Genomic DNA, 16,867 nt, shown 5'->3' on the forward strand with positions numbered 1-16,867 from the left:
TATAATATCACACAAAATGCTAGAGAATATTGATCTATCACTCGTCAACTGGTCGAGGGCTCAATTCGCACTAACAGCTATGTTCCACTGGCTATTTGTCCCGCTTACATTGGGACTGAGCTTTATGATAGCCTTTATGGAAACGATTTATGTAAAAACAGGAGATCCGGAGTGGAAACGCCTTACCAAATTCTGGATGAAACTTTTTGGAATTAATTTTGCCATCGGTGTTGCCACTGGTATTATTCTTGAGTTTGAATTTGGCACCAACTGGTCCAATTACTCCTGGTTTGTGGGCGATATATTTGGAGCCCCACTGGCCATCGAAGGCATCATGGCCTTTTTCATGGAAAGTACCTTTATAGCGGTTATGTTTTTTGGCTGGGGCAAAGTTAGTAAACGGTTTCACCTCACGGCCACCTGGCTAACAGCAGCTGGGGCCAATCTATCGGCACTGTGGATTCTTGTTGCCAATGCCTGGATGCAACGCCCCGTAGGCATGAAATTTAACCCCGAAACGGCCCGTAACGAGATGGAAAGTTTTTGGGATGTCTTCCTTTCACCAACAGCTGTTACCAAGTTTCTGCATACCACTACTTCCGGCTACGTGCTGGCTGCAATTTTTGTAGTTGGTATCAGCAGCTGGTTTTTACTCAAAAAGAGACATATCCTGTTTGCCAAACGCAGCATTGTTATAGCAGCTATTTTTGGCCTGATATCATCCGTAGTATTGGTGGCTACCGGCGACAGTTCGGCACGCGATGTGGCTAAAACGCAGCCCATGAAATTTGCAGCAATGGAGTCCTTATATGAAGGACAAACGCAGGCACCTTTAATTGCAATAGGCCTGTTTGGCAAGGAGCATGACGACCCCATGCATCGCGACTCGGAACAGGAATTTTTAGTGAAAATTGAAATACCTAACATGCTGTCGTATCTCGCCTTTCTGGAAGTAGATGCCTTTGTTCCGGGTATTAAAGATTTGGTGTTGGGCAATGAGCAATACAACATCATGTCGTACAAAGAAAAAATCAGAAGAGGCTATGAGGCACAGCAAACCCTGAGGGCCTTTAAAGACGCCAAAGGAGTAGATAATGCTGAGTACGAACGCCTGAAAGCCAAGTTTGATGACAAGGAGTGGATTAATAATTATTTCAAATACTTTGGCTACGGCAACTACTACGATCCCAACCCGGAGCAACTGGAGCTTAACGCCTTTAAAATAGTACCACCCATCTCATTATCATTCTATGCCTTCCACATCATGGTGATTTTAGGCGGCCATTTTATGTTATTATTCATGGTAGTACTTTGGTTGGTTTATCGTAAAAAACTGGAATCAAATAAAGTTGTACTTTACACCGCCTTGTGGACCATTCCGTTGGCCTATATTGCCAGCCAGTCCGGATGGATTGTTGCCGAAGTGGGGCGTCAGCCTTGGGTGATTCAAGATCTGATGCCAACAATGACAGCCGTATCAAAAATAGATACCAGCTCTGTCATGATTACCTTCGGACTGTTCACCATCACCTTTGTTGCTTTGGCAATTGCGGAGGTAAAAATAATGGTTAAACAAATTAAAAACGGACCAAAAGAAGGAGGACATAATTAATGTTTGGAGATTTATCACATTTAGTTTTACAACAATATTGGTGGATTATCGTTTCGCTCTTGGGCGCACTGTTAGTCTTTCTTATGTTTGTACAGGGCGGTCAAACCCTAATTTACACACTCGGAAAAACAAGTATGGAAAGAACTATGCTTGTCAATACCCTCGGACGAAAATGGGAGTTTACCTTCACAACCCTGGTTACCTTTGGGGGTGCTTTTTTCGCATCTTTCCCCCTGTTTTACAGCACCAGTTTTGGTGGCGCCTATTGGGTTTGGATGCTTATCCTGTTTGCTTTTGTAATTCAGGCCATTTCCTATGAGTTTCGTACACGACCGAACAACGTCTTTGGGACTCGTACCTATGAAACTTTTCTGCTTATCAACGGGCTGTTGGGAACTATTTTGCTGGGCACAGCTGTTGCCACCTTCTTTACGGGCTCAGCTTTTTCGGTGAATGATATGAACCAATCGCAATGGGAGCTAAAGTCTCATGGCCTGGAAGCAGCCTTAAATCTGCATAATTTATCCTTAGGTCTGGCGGTATTTTTCCTGGCTCGCGTACTGGGCCTACTCTACTTTATGAACAGTATTAAGCATGATGAGCTGTTCGGCAGAGCCAAAAAACACCTGATATATAATGGGCTTCCATTTCTGTTCTTCTTTCTGACTTTTGTTATCTGGTTGTTTATCCGGGATGGATATGCGGTTGACCCTGAAACGCAGAATGTTTATTTAGAACCCTTTAAATACTTTAAAAACATGGTGCAAATGCCACTTGTGCTGGTTCTTTTTGTAGTTGGTGTAGCCGGAGTACTATTTGGCTTGGGAGCAGGTATTGTTCGTAAAGAGTGTACAAAAGGCATTTGGGCAGCTGGTGCAGGTACCGTTCTTACGGTTTTTAGCCTGTTTTTGGTTGCCGGATTTAATAATACGGCATTCTACCCTTCCTCATTTGATCTCCAGAGTTCATTAACCATTCAAAATGCTTCATCGAGCCACTTTACACTTACAGCCATGAGCTATGCATCACTGCTTGTTCCGTTTGTGTTTGGCTACATATGGTATGTTTGGAGGGCTTTGAATAGCAAACCAATTGATGAGGATGAAATGCAGTCAGATGACTTACACATCTATTAAATTATTTGATTATGAAATATATACAAGAAATATTGTGGTATTTGGTATTACCAATGACAGTTGTCGTTAGCTATTATGCGGTTCTGTTTGGTATAAAAAAGTTTGAGAAGCTGCAGCAAAAATCGGAGGACACTGAAAAATAACAGTCAACTAAATAGCTATAAAAAAGCCGTTCAACAATGCTGAACGGCTTTTTTTGCTAACTCAATTAAAATAGTTATTCAATATCCCAAACATCACCTGAATGGATGAGATCATTAAACGTTTTTATTGTAGATTGTTCCTGTACATCTTTCAGCTGCTGCTCCAGACACTGGTCGTAAACAGGAGCCTTTACTGAACGAATAACCCCAAGTGCCACTGGGTACTCAGGGTACTCCATATCGGCCAGTTTAAGGTGCAAGGTAATATCTTCACAATGCGCATCGTGTACCAGTAAATCATCTTCGGTGATGCCATCTTCGCCTAAGGTGACAACCCTTAAGTGTACGCCTTCAAGCATTAGTCCCTTATCATTATTGGCCCCAAAAATCATGGGTTTACCATGCTCCAGCTTAATAGTTCGGTCAGCCGAAAACGCTTTATCTGTAATGGCGTTATGCGTTTTATCGTTATAAATCACACAGTTTTGCAGCACCTCAATAATTGAAGTTCCTTCATGCAAAGCAGCTGCTTCCATCATCTCCACCGAATGTTTCAAATCTTTATCGATACAGCGGGCAAAGAATTGTCCGCGCGCACCAATACACAGTTCCCCAGGACGGAAAGGTGACTCTATTGTTCCGAAAGGTGAGGTTTTAGAAATGAATCCTCGCTTTGATGTTGGTGAGTATTGGCCTTTGGTTAGACCATAAATCTGGTTATTAAATAAAATAATATTCAGATCGATGTTACGACGAATGGTATGAATGAAGTGGTTACCACCAATGGCCAGCGCATCTCCATCACCTGTTATCTGCCAAACCTTTAACTCAGGATTAGAGACTTTAACACCAGATGCAATAGCCGAAGCACGCCCATGGATGGTATGAAAACCATAAGTTTCCATATAATATGGGAAACGTGATGAACATCCGATACCAGAAATAACTGCTACTTCCTCCTTTTTATAGCCCAAAGAAGCCATTGCTTTTTGCACAGAATTAAGAATGGCATGGTCACCACATCCGGGACACCATTTTACACTTTGGTCACTTTTAAAATCTGTAAACTTTACTTGACAATTTTCAGCCATCATTTATTCCTCCAGCAATGTTTTAAAATGTTCTTTCAATTCTACTACCGTAAAAGGTTGCCCCTGAACCTTATTAAAACGTTGTGTCTGAATATCAGGGAAGTTCATTGTCAGATAATTGGCAAATTGCCCAAGGTTTAATTCACACACCACGATCTTTTTGTAGCGCTTTAGTATCTCATGCGTATTGCGTGGCAATGGTTTAATGTAGTTGAAATGCGCTAAAGCAATCTTATGTCCCTCATTGCTGAGTTCATCTACAGCTGTAAATAAGTGCCCAAAAGTACCACCCCAGCCAACAACAAGGACATCGGCACTTTCATCGCCTAAAAGCTCTAATTCAGGCACCATATTAGCTATACGCTGCACTTTTTCTTCACGTATTTCCACCATTCGCTCGTGATTCAGCGCATCATGCGAAACAGCCCCTGAATGCTCATCTTTCTCTAAGCCTCCAATGCGGTGCTCCAACCCGGCAATACCCGGAGGTGCCCAGTAACGCGACAATTTTTCTACGTCACGCTTATAAGGGTGCCAGTCTTTATCAGCCGGATCGGCTTTAGGTACATTAATAGTTGGCCACTCTTCCATATTAGGCAAGCGCCATGGCTGCGTTCCATTGGCCAAAAATCCATCGGTAAGCAAGATAACCGGAGTCATGTGCTCTACTGATATTTTGGCTGCATAGAATGCATAATCGAAGCAGTTAGTAGGTGAACTGGCTGCGATTACGACTGCCGGACTTTCGCCATTACGGCCATAAAGAGCCTGCATTAAGTCAGACTGCTCAGTTTTGGTTGGTAAACCTGTCGATGGTCCGCCACGCTGAACGTTTACAATTACAAGTGGTAATTCGGCAATAATGGCCAGGCCAATGGCTTCACCTTTCAGAGCCAAGCCTGGTCCTGAAGTGGTAGTGATAGCTAGGTTACCAGCAAAGCTGGCACCAATAGCGGTACAGATACCTGCAATCTCATCCTCGGCCTGAAATACTTTCACGCCTAAATCTTTTCGGGCACTCAGCTCCTGAAGAATCTCAGTAGCGGGTGTAATGGGATATGAACCAAGGAATAATTCAAGCCCACTCTTTTCTGCGGCAGCAAGAAAGCCCCATGCCACAGCCTGATTACCGCTCAGGTTACGGTATTTTCCTTTTTGAATATCAGCCGGATGAATGTGATAAGAAGGGGTTAAGGCCTGAATAATATTACCATAGTTGTAACCATCTTCAAGCACCTTCACATTAGCATCAACAATGAGCTGGTTCTTTTTAAATTTCTTTTTGATATAATCTTTGGTATGATCCAAAGGACGATCAAACAACCAATACACCAATCCGAGTGCATACATATTCTTACTCCGAAGAATACTCTTGTTATCAAGACCCATGTCTTTCAAACTCTCCTTAGTAAGCGTTGTGATTGGCGCCTTTACAATATTGAAACCGCCAAGTTTACTTTCGGTGATCGGATCGTTGGTTTCATAACCTGCTTTACGTAGGTTTTTCTCGTCACAACTATCCACATCAAGAATTACAGTCCCCCCGGGTTTCATCCACTTTGCATTAGCTTTTAATGCCGCTGGATTCATTGCCACGAGCACGTCACAATAGTCTCCCGGAGTATAAACTTCGGTATGTCCAAAATGCACCTGAAAACCGGAAACACCGCTGATGGTACCCTGAGGAGCACGAATTTCAGATGGATAATCAGGAAATGTTGAGATGTCATTTCCGAAAATTGCAGAGGTGTATGAGAATAAGGTTCCTGTCAGCTGCATACCGTCACCGGAGTCACCTGAAAACCTCACTACAACTTCATCTCTTTCAATTACTTTTGACCTTTTACCCATGATTGATAAGGTTCTGATTTTTATCTATATTTTCTAACAAAGTTATGCAATCAATAAAAAGGAAATCAATGTATACCAGCCTATTGCTTTCAACATTAACTTCCTCTTAATTGTGGGAGTAAAGGTAGAGATAAGGCCATATGGACTAGTTGACATTTGTCATGTTTGCCCTGTTCGCACCTTGTGTTATACAACACATTTTAATATTCGTTAAATGAACAGATCAGTAAGAATAATCCTTTACATTATGAGGCCTGGCATACCTTATGTTTTAAAACTTGATTGTATTTTTGTCCTCGTTCCAGGCATTATTACTTAGGGCATTGAAGCAAGCTTTAGCTTAAAAAAACAACTATAAACACATAGAATATGGCACTTATTAAAACGGTAAGAGGCTTTACTCCCAAAATTGGGAAGAACGCTTACCTGGCTGAAAACGCCACCATCATTGGCGATGTAGAAATGGGAGATGACTGCAGCATTTGGTTTAATGCCGTGCTACGGGGCGATGTTAATTCAATACGAATTGGCAATAAGGTTAACATTCAGGATGGATCGGTTTTGCATACCTTATACCAGAAATCGACTGTAGAAATTGGCGATAATGTGTCCATTGGGCATAATGTAACCATCCATGGGGCAAAAATAGAGGATAATGTACTGATTGGTATTGGCGCCACAGTACTTGACCATGCGGTTATTGGCAGTAACTCAATTATTGCTGCCAACTCGCTTGTATTAACAGGTACCATTGTCGAACCAAACAGCATTTATGCCGGTGTTCCGGCTAAAAAGGTGAAAGACATTGAGCCAGAGCAATCCAAAGAAATGGTTCAGAAAATAGCTAACAACTACCTGATGTATGCCGGGTGGTTTAAAGATGAAGAACAATAGGACTGCCGTAGCCGGTTGGGTCGCAACCTGACCGGCTTTTATAGTACCAAATGCTCCACATTTACTTCGCCACTAAAAAAAACTCCAGCTGTCTGCTTGAACTTATCAACCTGCTCTGTTGTGTATAGGCTTACCCGAGCATTCTTAGAACATAAAGCATCCATTTCGGGATGTCGCTGCAGGTAGTCTCTTAAGCTCTCACCAACAATATCTCCCTGCTCCAGTAACTTAACCCCATCAGGCAAATACTGTTGTATTTTCGGGCTTAACAGTGGGTAGTGCGTACATCCGAGTATCACGGTGTCAATTAAGGGATCTTTCTCAAACAAATTATTCACGTGTTGCTTGACGAAGTAATCAGCTCCTGGTTGATTAAATTCGTTATTCTCCACTAATGGCACCCACATAGGGCAGGCTTCCTGGTTTACCACAATAGATGGAAACAATTTATTGATTTCTATCGGATAAGACTCTGACTGAACTGTTCCAACGGTGCCCAGCACCCCTACATGCTGCGTTGTACTCCATTGTTGAACCACCTCCACGCTGGGCCGAATAACCCCCAGTACACGTTTTTGAGCGTCTATAGTGGGTAAATCGCGTTGCTGAATACTACGCAGCGCCTTTGCTGATGCCGTGTTACAGGCTAAAATAACGAGGTGAGCGCCCATTTCGAATAACTTCCTCACTGCCTCCAGTGTATAGTCGTAAACGACCTTAAAAGAGCGTGTACCGTAGGGTGTACGTGCATTATCTCCTAAATAAATATAATCATACTCTGGCAGGTGTTCAACCAGCTTACTCAGCACGGTAAGTCCACCGTATCCAGAATCAAAAACAGCTATTGGTCCCGGTTGTTTCATGCGTCGTATGTTTATTTAAAGATACAAAAACGGGTGACTATACCAGTCACCCGCTCTTTTAAATTTAATATCTTAAGACTATTGTACGCCTAGCTTTGCTTTTACAAGCGGAGCACAATCAATGCTCTTATTAGAGTGGTAAACCACTACCTGAGAGCTAATATCGAATATATAAACAAGCCCTTGCTCTTGTCCAACTTCATCAATTGCCTTTTGCACCTTTGTAATGATAGGCTGAAGCAACTGCTGCTCCTTTTGTCCGATTGTTTGTTGTGCCATTTGGCTATATTGCTGCATACGTTGTTCGTAGTCCTGGATTTCCTTCTCTTTTGTAGCACGAATTAAGTCAGGCAAAGAATCACGCTGCGTCATATAGTCGTTGTATTTCTTTTGCAAATCCTGCTGCATTACCTGCAGCTGCTCCTGTAACTTGGTAGCTTCTGCTTGTAAAGATTTATCAGCGGCCACTTTATCAGGCAATTGCATCACTAATTCCTGAATATTAATATGCCCAAACTTTAGATCCTGTGCCTGCGCCTTGCCAGCAAAAGCAACAACAGCAACAACGGCTAGTACTTTTAAAAATTTCATATCTCAATTTTTTATTTACATAGATTACTGAATACCCAATTTAGCCTTTACCAAAGGACCTACATCAATACTTTTATCAGAGGCATAAACAGGTACACGACTTGTCAGCTCAAATATATATAAAAATCCTTCTTCATCGCCTACTTCCTGAATAGCAGCCTGTAGCTTTTGAATAATCGGTGCCCGCAACTCATTTTGTTTGGCTTGAATCTGCTGTTGAGAGAGCATGTAGTAATTCTGCACCTTTTGATTCATTTCAACAATTTCCTTCTCACGAGCCGTTCTTTCAGCTTTGGACAAACCTTCTGCTTCCTGTTGGTAGGCTTGTTGCTTGTTTTTTAAATCTTCCTGCATGGTCATTAACTGCGATTCCTTGGATGCAAACTCGCTCTCCATTTGCTGCTCAATCGCCTTTAAATCAGGCATTGCCTGTAATATTTCAGCACTGTTTATATGCCCAAACTTCATTGGTTGCTGAGCATTAACCGCACCAACGGCCAATAATAAAACAACAACCAGTGTGTAGTAAATTCTCATATTCTCGTTTTTAGTTATTCACTTTTATAACCTAGCTCGATAAGCACGTCGTCACTAATGTCGTACTTATTGTCGACAAACATAATGCCCATCCCTGAAGCTTTATCGAACACAGCGGCAATGTTGTTTTCTGCCGCAATATCGGTTATCGCATTATATATCTCATCCTGAATGGGTTTCACAAGGGCTTCGCGCCGTTGAAACAGCTCACCATCCTGTCCAAAGTAGTTTTGCTGCAACTGTTTAGCTTGCTTCTCCTTTTCGATAATTTCGTTCTCCCGCTTGGTCTTCATCTCATTGGAAAGGAAAACATTTTCAGCCTGATAGTTCTTATACAGTTGGGCTATCTCATCGAAACGCTGCTCAACCTCCCCTTGCCACTTAGCCGATAATTGTGATAACTGCTCATTAGCAGCCTCATAGGCAGGTATATTACGAAGAATATATTCTGAATCAACAAAAGCATACTTTTGAGCAAAAATAGTTTGCCCGAGTAACAATAATGAAAATAATAGGATATTTTTCATAGCTCTATTTTTTAGTACACTTAAGTGCAAACAAAAATCAAACCAAACTCATATTCCACTAGTTATTAGAAACTTTGCCCAATTACAAAATGGAACTGACTGCCTCCGGCATTTCTTCGGTATAAACTCTCGTCAAATCCATATCCCCAGTCGATACCCATTAACCCAAAGATTGGCAGGAAGATACGCAGACCAACCCCGGCGGATCGCTTGAGTTCAAACGGATTATAATCCTCATACTGACTCCAGGCATTACCTGCTTCGAGGAAAGCGAGTGCAAACACTGTTGCGGATGGCTGCAGTGCTAATGGATACCTGACTTCCATGGTTAACTTATTGTAAATGTTACCATCATAGGATCCCTGTGTATTGTATGGGGTTAGCGAAGAATTTTCGTAACCCCGCAATCCAATGGTCTCACTTCCGTACATACTGTAGCCCGACATGCCATCACCTCCTAACACAAACTTCTCGAAGGGCGACTGAAGGTCTTTATTATAGTAACCAAGAAAACCCATTTCCATTTTTCCCATCACCACCAGTTTGTTGGCAGGGTCGACAGGTTTGTAAACGGCACCTTTGAAACTCCACTTATGATATTCGATCCGTTGGTACTTTTCTTCATCTGTGGCTGTTGCCCAATTTTTTCCTTCCTGGAATGCAGACCAAGGTGGCGTGAACTCAACCCCAACAGAAAAATCAGATCCCTGACGCGTGTAGATCGGATTATCGATCGACCGTCGGCTCAACATAACTTTAAAGTTAAGATTATTGGAAATTCCATTTTGCATAATAAAGTAATTCCAGTCGAGCAGATCGTAACGTTGGTAACTGACTTCTGTGTACAACGAAAAGAAATCATCTGGCCATCGCAAGCGTTTACCGAAACCTAACGACACTCCGGAAATTTTCATGTGCTGATCAATGTCATCCGGATCCTGATAACCATAACCTCCGCCGTAGCCGTAGCCACCACCATATCCATAGCCACCACCGTAGCCTCCGTACCCGCCGCCGTAACTGTATCGCGGATCGTAATAGTTGGAACTTACACCAGTTTGAATAGAGTGGTAGATGGAGAAACTCAAGGAGTTAGGTTTCTTACCGCCTAACCAAGGCTCTGTAAACGACAGACTATAAGACTGATAGAACTTCCCATTGGTTTGCGCTCGCAAGGCTAAAGTCTGACCATCACCAGTTGGTAGCGGGCGCCAAGCCTCTTTATTAAAAAAGTTACGCATTGAGAAGTTGGTGAATTTCAACCCTAAAGAACCCACAAACATACCAGCACCCCAACCACCTGATAATTCAATCTGGTCATTGGCTTTCTCTTCAAGCTGATACACAAGGTCAACCGTTCCGTTATCAGGATTTGGCTGCACATCAGGAGAAATGTTTTCCGGATCGAAATGACCCAGCTGAGCCAGCTCGCGTACAGTACGGATCAACTCAGACTTGCTAAACAGCTGTCCGGGCTTTGTTCTGATCTCACGACGCACTACGTGTTCGTGTGTTTTGGTATTACCACGGATAATCACCTTATTTATAGAGGCTTGCTGTCCTTCGTAGATACGCATTTCAATATCCACTGTATCTCCGCGAACGCCTGTTTCAACCGGTGTAATGTTAGAAAACAAATATCCGTTATCCATGTAGCGGCTATGTACCGCATCTTCATCACTAATTAAACGCTCATCGAGGTAAGTTTGATTGAAAACATCGCCTTTTTTGATTCGTAAGTCATAGGCTAACATCTCAGAAGGATAAATGGTATTACCCACCCATGTAATATCACCAAAATAATACTTATCTCCTTCTTCTACAACCAGTTTTACATCAACTGTATTATCCTCAAGGTTTTTAGATACCTCTTCAGTAACAATACGGGCATCACGATACCCCAACTCATTGTATTTATCAATAACTGCGGCTAAATCCTCCTCGTATTTCTCAACAACAAACTTCTTGGTCCTGAAAAAGTTTAAGAGCTTGCCTTTCGCATTGGTTTTTTTCATGGTCCGATTTAACTTACTATCTGTAAGTACCTCATTTCCTTCAAACACCAAAGATCTGACTTTAACTTTGTCCTTTTTATCAACGTTAATATCGAGCGTAACATGGTTAGCTTTTGAAGGATCGTCCTTCTGAACAATGTTTACTTCGGTATTGTAAAACCCTTTGCCAACAAAATAGTCTTTAATGTACTTTTCGGCTCGTGCGACCATAAACGGTGTCACCTGCGACCCCTTCATCATGGCCACTTTCTCTTCTACCGTTTCGATTTCGCTTTTCTTTAAACCAGAAAAATACATCTCGGAAAGACGTGGCCGTTCCTGCAGATATATTTCCAACCACACCTGACGACCTTCTATCTTTTTGGCCTTTATTTTTGCATCCGAAAAAAGTCCGTGCTGCCAGTAACGCCTAATTGCTTCAGACACCTCATCACCAGGTATGGTAATTTGCTGTCCCACTTTCAGTCCACTGATATTAACCAGAATTTTCGGGTCGAGATTTTTAACTCCCGTTACCTCAATATCTTCAATTATATATTTTCGAGGAGTGCCCGAGTATGATATATTTGGAACATCACTTGTTTGCCCATTTATATTAACAATGGATAATATAAAAAGGAAAACAAAGAATAACTTACTACGCATATTACCTTCCATGCAATTCAATAGTTTGTTCGTTTTAGGTCAGTCTGCTTCTTTCTTTTTTCGTCCCCTCACTCATTCTAACTGCTACTAACCAATTATTTTTTAATTTGATCGCCTGTTTTTCCGAAGCGTCTTTCGCGCCCCTGGAAATCAAGCAAAGCCCTGTAAAAATCATCTCTCCGAAAGTCGGGCCATAAAATATTGCAGAAATATAGCTCAGAATAAGCTAACTGCCAAAGCAAAAAGTTACTTATTCGCTGTTCACCGCTTGTCCTAATCATTAGTTCAGGGTCGGGTATACCAGCTGTTGCCATATAGCTTGACACTAGATCTGCATCAATATCATCGATACTTAACTCATTATTCTTAACCCGTTTAGCCACTCCTTTGAAGGCTTCAATAATCTCCCAGCGCGAGCTGTAACTGAGCGCCAAAGTAAGGGTTAATCCGGTATTTTCACTTGTTTTTTTTATACAGTCCTCAAGCTTGGCCTGAACACCGCGAGGCAATGTTTCTTTACATCCGATGGCATTAAGCCTCACATTATTTTTCATTAAGGTGCCGGTTTCGGAACTTATTGTAGAAACCAAAAGACTCATGAGCGCATCCACCTCTGTTTTGGGACGGCTCCAGTTCTCGGTGCTAAAGGCGTATAAAGTAAGGTACTTAATATTCAGTTCGGCAGCCGCTTCGGTAACTTCTCTCACAGCAGTAACTCCATGCTTGTGACCAAACATACGCGAATTTCCCCGTTGTTTGGCCCATCGCCCGTTACCATCCATTATTATAGCTACATGATTTGGCAGCCTATCTTGTATCAGTTCGTCTTTTAACGACATACTTTCAACGTGTCTTTTATTTTATACCATCATTACATTTGGTTTTACGCTTCAACATGCTAATTGTAACGTATACACCCGCAAACGATATCCAATCGTTATTGTGAGTAAAGGTGCTCTCTCCAAATCCGTATGGGTTGGAAGGATCAACACTCCCCGGTCCCACATAGTCTAAGTCATCAACAAACGTTTTTCGAACAGTCCATTCGGCACCAATCCGAACATATTTGTTAATCTTATACTTTGCACCTATACCGAACGGCAAAGATAATATAAAACTTGTATTGCCCGCAGAATTTTCAATATCTGTATCAATTCTGTTATAAATAGTTGTAGCTAAACCGGCTGAGATATATGGCGTGAAGGTAGTTGTTGATATAAATTTATGGTCATACGACATGAAGTTAAACTCTATCTGTGCCGATACATCTCCGATACTTCTGCTGAAGGAATAATTATTATCCGTTGTTTGTAAGTACTTTAAATCCTGCCCGTGATAATCACCACTTATCGTTCCCAGCAAAGCCATTCCTTTGAGCGCCACCCGGTCGGTAAACACATAGCGCCCTATTCCGCCAAAGGCCAAATGAGAATTAGCGAAGGGCACTCCTTTACTCAAATCACCAAAATAGTAGGATGTGCCGACAAAAGCTCCCAGTTCAAGTCTGTCTTGCGATTTTAAAGGCTGACTACCTAAGAGCAACACAATGAGCGCTATCAGATGGAGTACTCGTGAGATTATGTTTGAGAAAAACTCTCGATAATGTGTGGCTATTAGCATTTTAATTAAAAACCAGGATTATTTGGAAAGACATTGCTCATTAGTATTTACAATGATACATATGTTCAAACACTATTTCGGTAAAAATATTGCACTAAAATAATATTAATTGCGCTTATCCACACCCCACATTAGCTTATTACGTAAAGTTGTAAAAAACGAATGTCCATCCAATTCAATCACATTAATGCTAAATTCAGCTTTCTTCACTTTCAGGTTTACTGTATTTTCGAATACTTCACTCCTGGAGTCCAGCGAAGCCAAAAACTTAGAGTCCCGACCTTCTACCTTCAAGGTAACCTCCACATCCCTGGGCACGACAATGGGTCGAACATTTAGGTTATGTGGCGCTATGGGTGTAATTACCAAACATTTACTATCCGGATGCAATATAGGACCACCCACACTCAAGGAGTAGGCGGTTGAACCAGTAGTGGTGCAAATGATTAGGCCATCGGCCCAAAAAGAGTTTAGAAATTCATTATTGACATAGGTATGAACGGTAATCATGGCCGAACTATCGCGCTTAGATATGGCCAACTCGTTAAGGGCAAAATTACACTCTCCAAAATGGCTCCCTTCAGTTTCCAGCTGAAGTAAATCCAACTGACGCAAGCGGTAGTTTCCTTCAATCAATTTCCGCAAAGCCACTTTCATTTCACCTTGTGAGATATCTGCCAAAAACCCCAAACGGCCTGAATTTATCCCAACAATCGGTATTCCCTTATCTCGCACATAGGTAACTGACTCAAGAAATGTCCCATCACCTCCAATACTAAAGACCAGATCAACATTAATGATTTCATCATGGGTACTAAAGAACGCATCTACTTCGGGTTTCATCTTGACATTAGCCAGCAAGAAATCGTAAAATGGCTTGTGTATTATGACCTCTACCTCATTCTCCTTCAGAATTTGAAACAAGTTTTTACAGGCGTTAAAAAAAACCTCTCCAAACTGTTTCCCAAAAACCGCAATCCGCATAACGCTTCGTTTATCAATTAATATTATCTCTTACCTGCCTCTATTACATCCCTTTGTTGTGCGATCAGAAGCAGCACTTCATCTCGTCTAACGAACGCATATGTTTACCACATCAAACACCAGTTCGGGCGTTTAAATGGCTAAATTAAAATGAACAAAAAAACCTTGCTGCCGATGCTTGTTAATGGCATAATTAAAACTCCACACCATATCGTAAAAGGTCACAAAGTCAATTCCCGCTCCATAGCCATATTGCCAATCGTTTACAAAAGTATTAGTTATTGAGGGATTCTCTTGCCAAACATAGCCAAAATCATAAAACGCTTTTAGGTAAAAGGCATAGTTTACTTTTGCAAATTGAGTTAAGGGCATAAAACCAAGGTTTTTCACCCGCGGTTGCAGCAACGTAAACAGCAAATAATTTTTTGCAGTAAACTGGCGTGTTCCATCAATAACATACAGTTCGTAACCATTTAAAAAACTATCGTAACCACTTCCGGCATTGAGAACATAGGGCAATGCATTACTGGAGTTGAGTTCTCCATGTAACATACTGGCCCAGTTCAGGCGATTATTGAGGCGAAAATGCTTATCCAGATACCCTCCCAACTTCAGGTTCTTTAACCCATCCTGCCATAAACCAAATCCTGACTGAACAGCCTCAAACTTTACCCTGGTTCCTTTGAGCGGGTAAACTTTCGAATCCCGCTTATCGTGCTCAAATTCATAGGTAAGCTGCAAAAATTGAAGTTTATTGTCTCCCTCTGTAAGGTAAGCCGGATTTAGGTACAACACTGAATCACTCACATTGAAGTGCTGGTAGCGCAATTCAAGTTTATGACGCTGATACAATCCGGCCCGCAAAGAATAATAGACAGCGCCCTCATAAGCCATTTGAGCCATCTCATCGGTGAAAGCCGTAAAAACCTGCCGGTTATCAACAGTGCCATAAGGTATTTGATCGGCCATCCGAAAGCTAAACATTGCTCCCCACCCGGCTTTTTTATTGTACTCTGGCGACGCATACCCCAATAAAATTTGGGTGGTATAACCTAAGCGAATCCGTGCCGTAATCTTTTCGTTCCGTCCTCTGAAATTATCGCGCTTGAGGTAAACCCCATAGTTAACACGTGACCAGTCACCGCTATTAAAAAATGAACTCAAGTTACGATCAGCCACCTCAAATATTGGAAACACCCACCAATACCATCGCTCATCCACATTTATGTGAAAAACAACTGTATTATCAGACTGAATCGTATAGTGAACAGCGGCGAAATTAAATAAGGAGGTATTGAGTAAATTATGCCGGCTCCGTCTGGAAATCTGACCAAGCCGGTTAACCAACAATCGATCGCCTTTCTTGAATATTAATTCATTGAGAATGACTTTCTGCCGGGTCACTTTATTACCGGTAATGATGATTTGCTGAACCAAAACATAGCCATCATCTGCTTGCTTTTTGCCTGTATCACTAGGAACCATGGCATCAACAGACAGCCCACTCACATACATTACTATACACAAGTATAATAACCTGCCAGCCGAAACACATTCACCTATCATACACAATCATTTTTCCCTACATATTCAAATACCTCATCAGCGCATCGTAGTTTTTTTTCACAGTATCATCATATGAGTTATCGCCAACATAAGTTGTTTTAACTGAATAATTGTATCTATCAAAGGCGTTTAGAACAGGTTGCACATCGATTCGATTTAGTTTTATTGCCACACACAACCGCTCTGAACCAACTGGTTGAGAAACATACAAGCTCAATATTTTAGCATCTGCATCCTCCACAACCCTTGATATTTCGGCCAGGGAGTAATCGTGCGGCATTAGCTCCAACTCAATGATACCACCCGCCGTGTGGGCCGCAATCAGATCTGCAAAGGTGTGTAACAAATCACTCTGAGTTATTAAGCCCAGATAGTCCTCATTTTTATCCAATACAGGTACAATGGTGAGCTTTAGGCGGGAAGCTACTTCAATAACATCAAATATGTGCTGATGCTCAAATACATATGGCCTGGCATAGGACAAAGAGTGGTTCCCCAAAGCTTCTTCCGCTTTATTCAGATCGTAGATATCAACATCACTTATTACCCCCAAAAAGGCACGGTTGTTAACAATGGGCAGATGAGACACCCTAAATACTTCCATCCAGTTAAGCGCATCAAGTCCCGTGTCTGAGGTTTTTAGAGACGGTACAACTTCTGATATTAATTCTTTTGCCAACATAGATTACTTTTCGAAATACTTTATAATTTTGCGCGACAACTGAAAACCCTTTTACGGTGTAATTGTTTGAGTATTAAAAATACTGTCAAACATTATAACAAACAAAAATA

General features: G+C 41.7%; 16 protein-coding genes. 4 read left to right on the plus strand and 12 right to left on the minus strand.

Annotation, left to right across the window (positions count from 1 at the left end; all coding sequences use genetic code 11):
* The first annotated feature begins 16 nt into the window (after window positions 1–16).
* From ACSX1H_RS00815 to ACSX1H_RS00825, 3 genes are read left to right on the plus strand one after another with little or no spacing between them, the layout of a single operon-like run.
* The gene (locus ACSX1H_RS00815; protein ID WP_439181621.1) at window positions 17–1,612 is read left to right on the plus strand and encodes a cytochrome ubiquinol oxidase subunit I; all 1,596 of its coding nucleotides are present in this window, start codon (window positions 17–19) and stop codon (window positions 1,610–1,612) included.
* Window positions 1,612–2,748 (plus strand): cytochrome d ubiquinol oxidase subunit II, encoded by a 1,137-nt coding sequence (locus ACSX1H_RS00820; RefSeq protein ID WP_439181622.1) that lies wholly within the window; start codon window positions 1,612–1,614, stop codon window positions 2,746–2,748. The genes ACSX1H_RS00815 and ACSX1H_RS00820 overlap by 1 nt, the downstream gene beginning before the upstream one ends.
* Window positions 2,749–2,759: 11 nt before the next feature.
* Window positions 2,760–2,891 carry a hypothetical protein gene (locus ACSX1H_RS00825; protein WP_439181623.1) on the plus strand — a complete coding sequence of 44 codons (132 nt, stop codon included), beginning with the start codon at window positions 2,760–2,762 and terminating at the stop codon, window positions 2,889–2,891.
* A 74-nt stretch (window positions 2,892–2,965) separates the two neighbouring features.
* Here ACSX1H_RS00825 and ACSX1H_RS00830 read toward each other — a convergent pair whose 3' ends face one another.
* On the minus strand, window positions 2,966–3,982 hold the full coding sequence (locus ACSX1H_RS00830) for a 2-oxoacid:ferredoxin oxidoreductase subunit beta (RefSeq protein ID WP_439181624.1): 1,017 nt from the start codon (window positions 3,980–3,982) through the stop codon (window positions 2,966–2,968).
* Window positions 3,983–3,985: 3 nt separating this feature from the next.
* Entirely contained in the window at window positions 3,986–5,833 is a 1,848-nt protein-coding gene (locus tag ACSX1H_RS00835) for a 2-oxoacid:acceptor oxidoreductase subunit alpha (protein ID WP_439181625.1), read from the minus strand.
* Between the two features lie 369 nt (window positions 5,834–6,202).
* Here ACSX1H_RS00835 and ACSX1H_RS00840 point away from each other — a divergent pair, with 369 nt between their 5' ends.
* Window positions 6,203–6,727, plus strand: coding sequence for a gamma carbonic anhydrase family protein (locus ACSX1H_RS00840; RefSeq protein ID WP_439181626.1), 525 nt, complete (start codon window positions 6,203–6,205; stop codon window positions 6,725–6,727).
* Window positions 6,728–6,765: 38 nt separating this feature from the next.
* Here ACSX1H_RS00840 and murI read toward each other — a convergent pair whose 3' ends face one another.
* The 10 genes from murI to ACSX1H_RS00890 all read right to left on the minus strand — a co-directional run bounded on the left by murI (window position 6,766) and on the right by ACSX1H_RS00890 (window position 16,757).
* Complete coding sequence (murI, locus tag ACSX1H_RS00845) at window positions 6,766–7,590, minus strand: glutamate racemase (RefSeq protein ID WP_439181627.1); 825 nt, start codon at window positions 7,588–7,590, stop codon at window positions 6,766–6,768.
* Between the two features lie 78 nt (window positions 7,591–7,668).
* Window positions 7,669–8,181, minus strand: a complete 513-nt coding sequence (locus ACSX1H_RS00850) for an OmpH/Skp family outer membrane protein (protein WP_439181628.1) — start codon at window positions 8,179–8,181, stop codon at window positions 7,669–7,671.
* A gap of 24 nt (window positions 8,182–8,205) precedes the next feature.
* Window positions 8,206–8,718, minus strand: coding sequence for an OmpH/Skp family outer membrane protein (locus ACSX1H_RS00855; RefSeq protein ID WP_439181629.1), 513 nt, complete (start codon window positions 8,716–8,718; stop codon window positions 8,206–8,208).
* Window positions 8,719–8,732: 14 nt separating this feature from the next.
* Window positions 8,733–9,245: an OmpH/Skp family outer membrane protein gene (locus ACSX1H_RS00860; RefSeq protein ID WP_439181631.1), complete on the minus strand. Its 513-nt coding sequence runs from the start codon at window positions 9,243–9,245 to the stop codon at window positions 8,733–8,735.
* A 65-nt stretch (window positions 9,246–9,310) separates the two neighbouring features.
* Window positions 9,311–11,917, minus strand: coding sequence for an outer membrane protein assembly factor BamA (gene bamA, locus ACSX1H_RS00865; RefSeq protein WP_439181632.1), 2,607 nt, complete (start codon window positions 11,915–11,917; stop codon window positions 9,311–9,313).
* Window positions 11,918–12,000: 83 nt separating this feature from the next.
* Window positions 12,001–12,744: an undecaprenyl pyrophosphate synthase gene (gene uppS, locus ACSX1H_RS00870; protein WP_439181633.1), complete on the minus strand. Its 744-nt coding sequence runs from the start codon at window positions 12,742–12,744 to the stop codon at window positions 12,001–12,003.
* Window positions 12,745–12,760: 16 nt separating this feature from the next.
* Complete coding sequence (porG, locus tag ACSX1H_RS00875; RefSeq protein ID WP_439181634.1) at window positions 12,761–13,525, minus strand: type IX secretion system protein PorG; 765 nt, start codon at window positions 13,523–13,525, stop codon at window positions 12,761–12,763.
* A 105-nt stretch (window positions 13,526–13,630) separates the two neighbouring features.
* Window positions 13,631–14,509 carry an NAD kinase gene (locus ACSX1H_RS00880; protein WP_439181635.1) on the minus strand — a complete coding sequence of 293 codons (879 nt, stop codon included), beginning with the start codon at window positions 14,507–14,509 and terminating at the stop codon, window positions 13,631–13,633.
* 132 nt (window positions 14,510–14,641) lie between these two features.
* On the minus strand, window positions 14,642–16,075 hold the full coding sequence (locus ACSX1H_RS00885; RefSeq protein WP_439181636.1) for a POTRA domain-containing protein: 1,434 nt from the start codon (window positions 16,073–16,075) through the stop codon (window positions 14,642–14,644).
* Window positions 16,076–16,091: 16 nt separating this feature from the next.
* Complete coding sequence (locus tag ACSX1H_RS00890; protein ID WP_439181637.1) at window positions 16,092–16,757, minus strand: CBS domain-containing protein; 666 nt, start codon at window positions 16,755–16,757, stop codon at window positions 16,092–16,094.
* Window positions 16,758–16,867 lie beyond the last annotated feature (110 nt).

Origin of the sequence: Carboxylicivirga taeanensis (genome assembly GCF_051851475.1) — a bacterium.
Lineage (GTDB): Bacteria > Bacteroidota > Bacteroidia > Bacteroidales > Marinilabiliaceae > Carboxylicivirga > Carboxylicivirga taeanensis.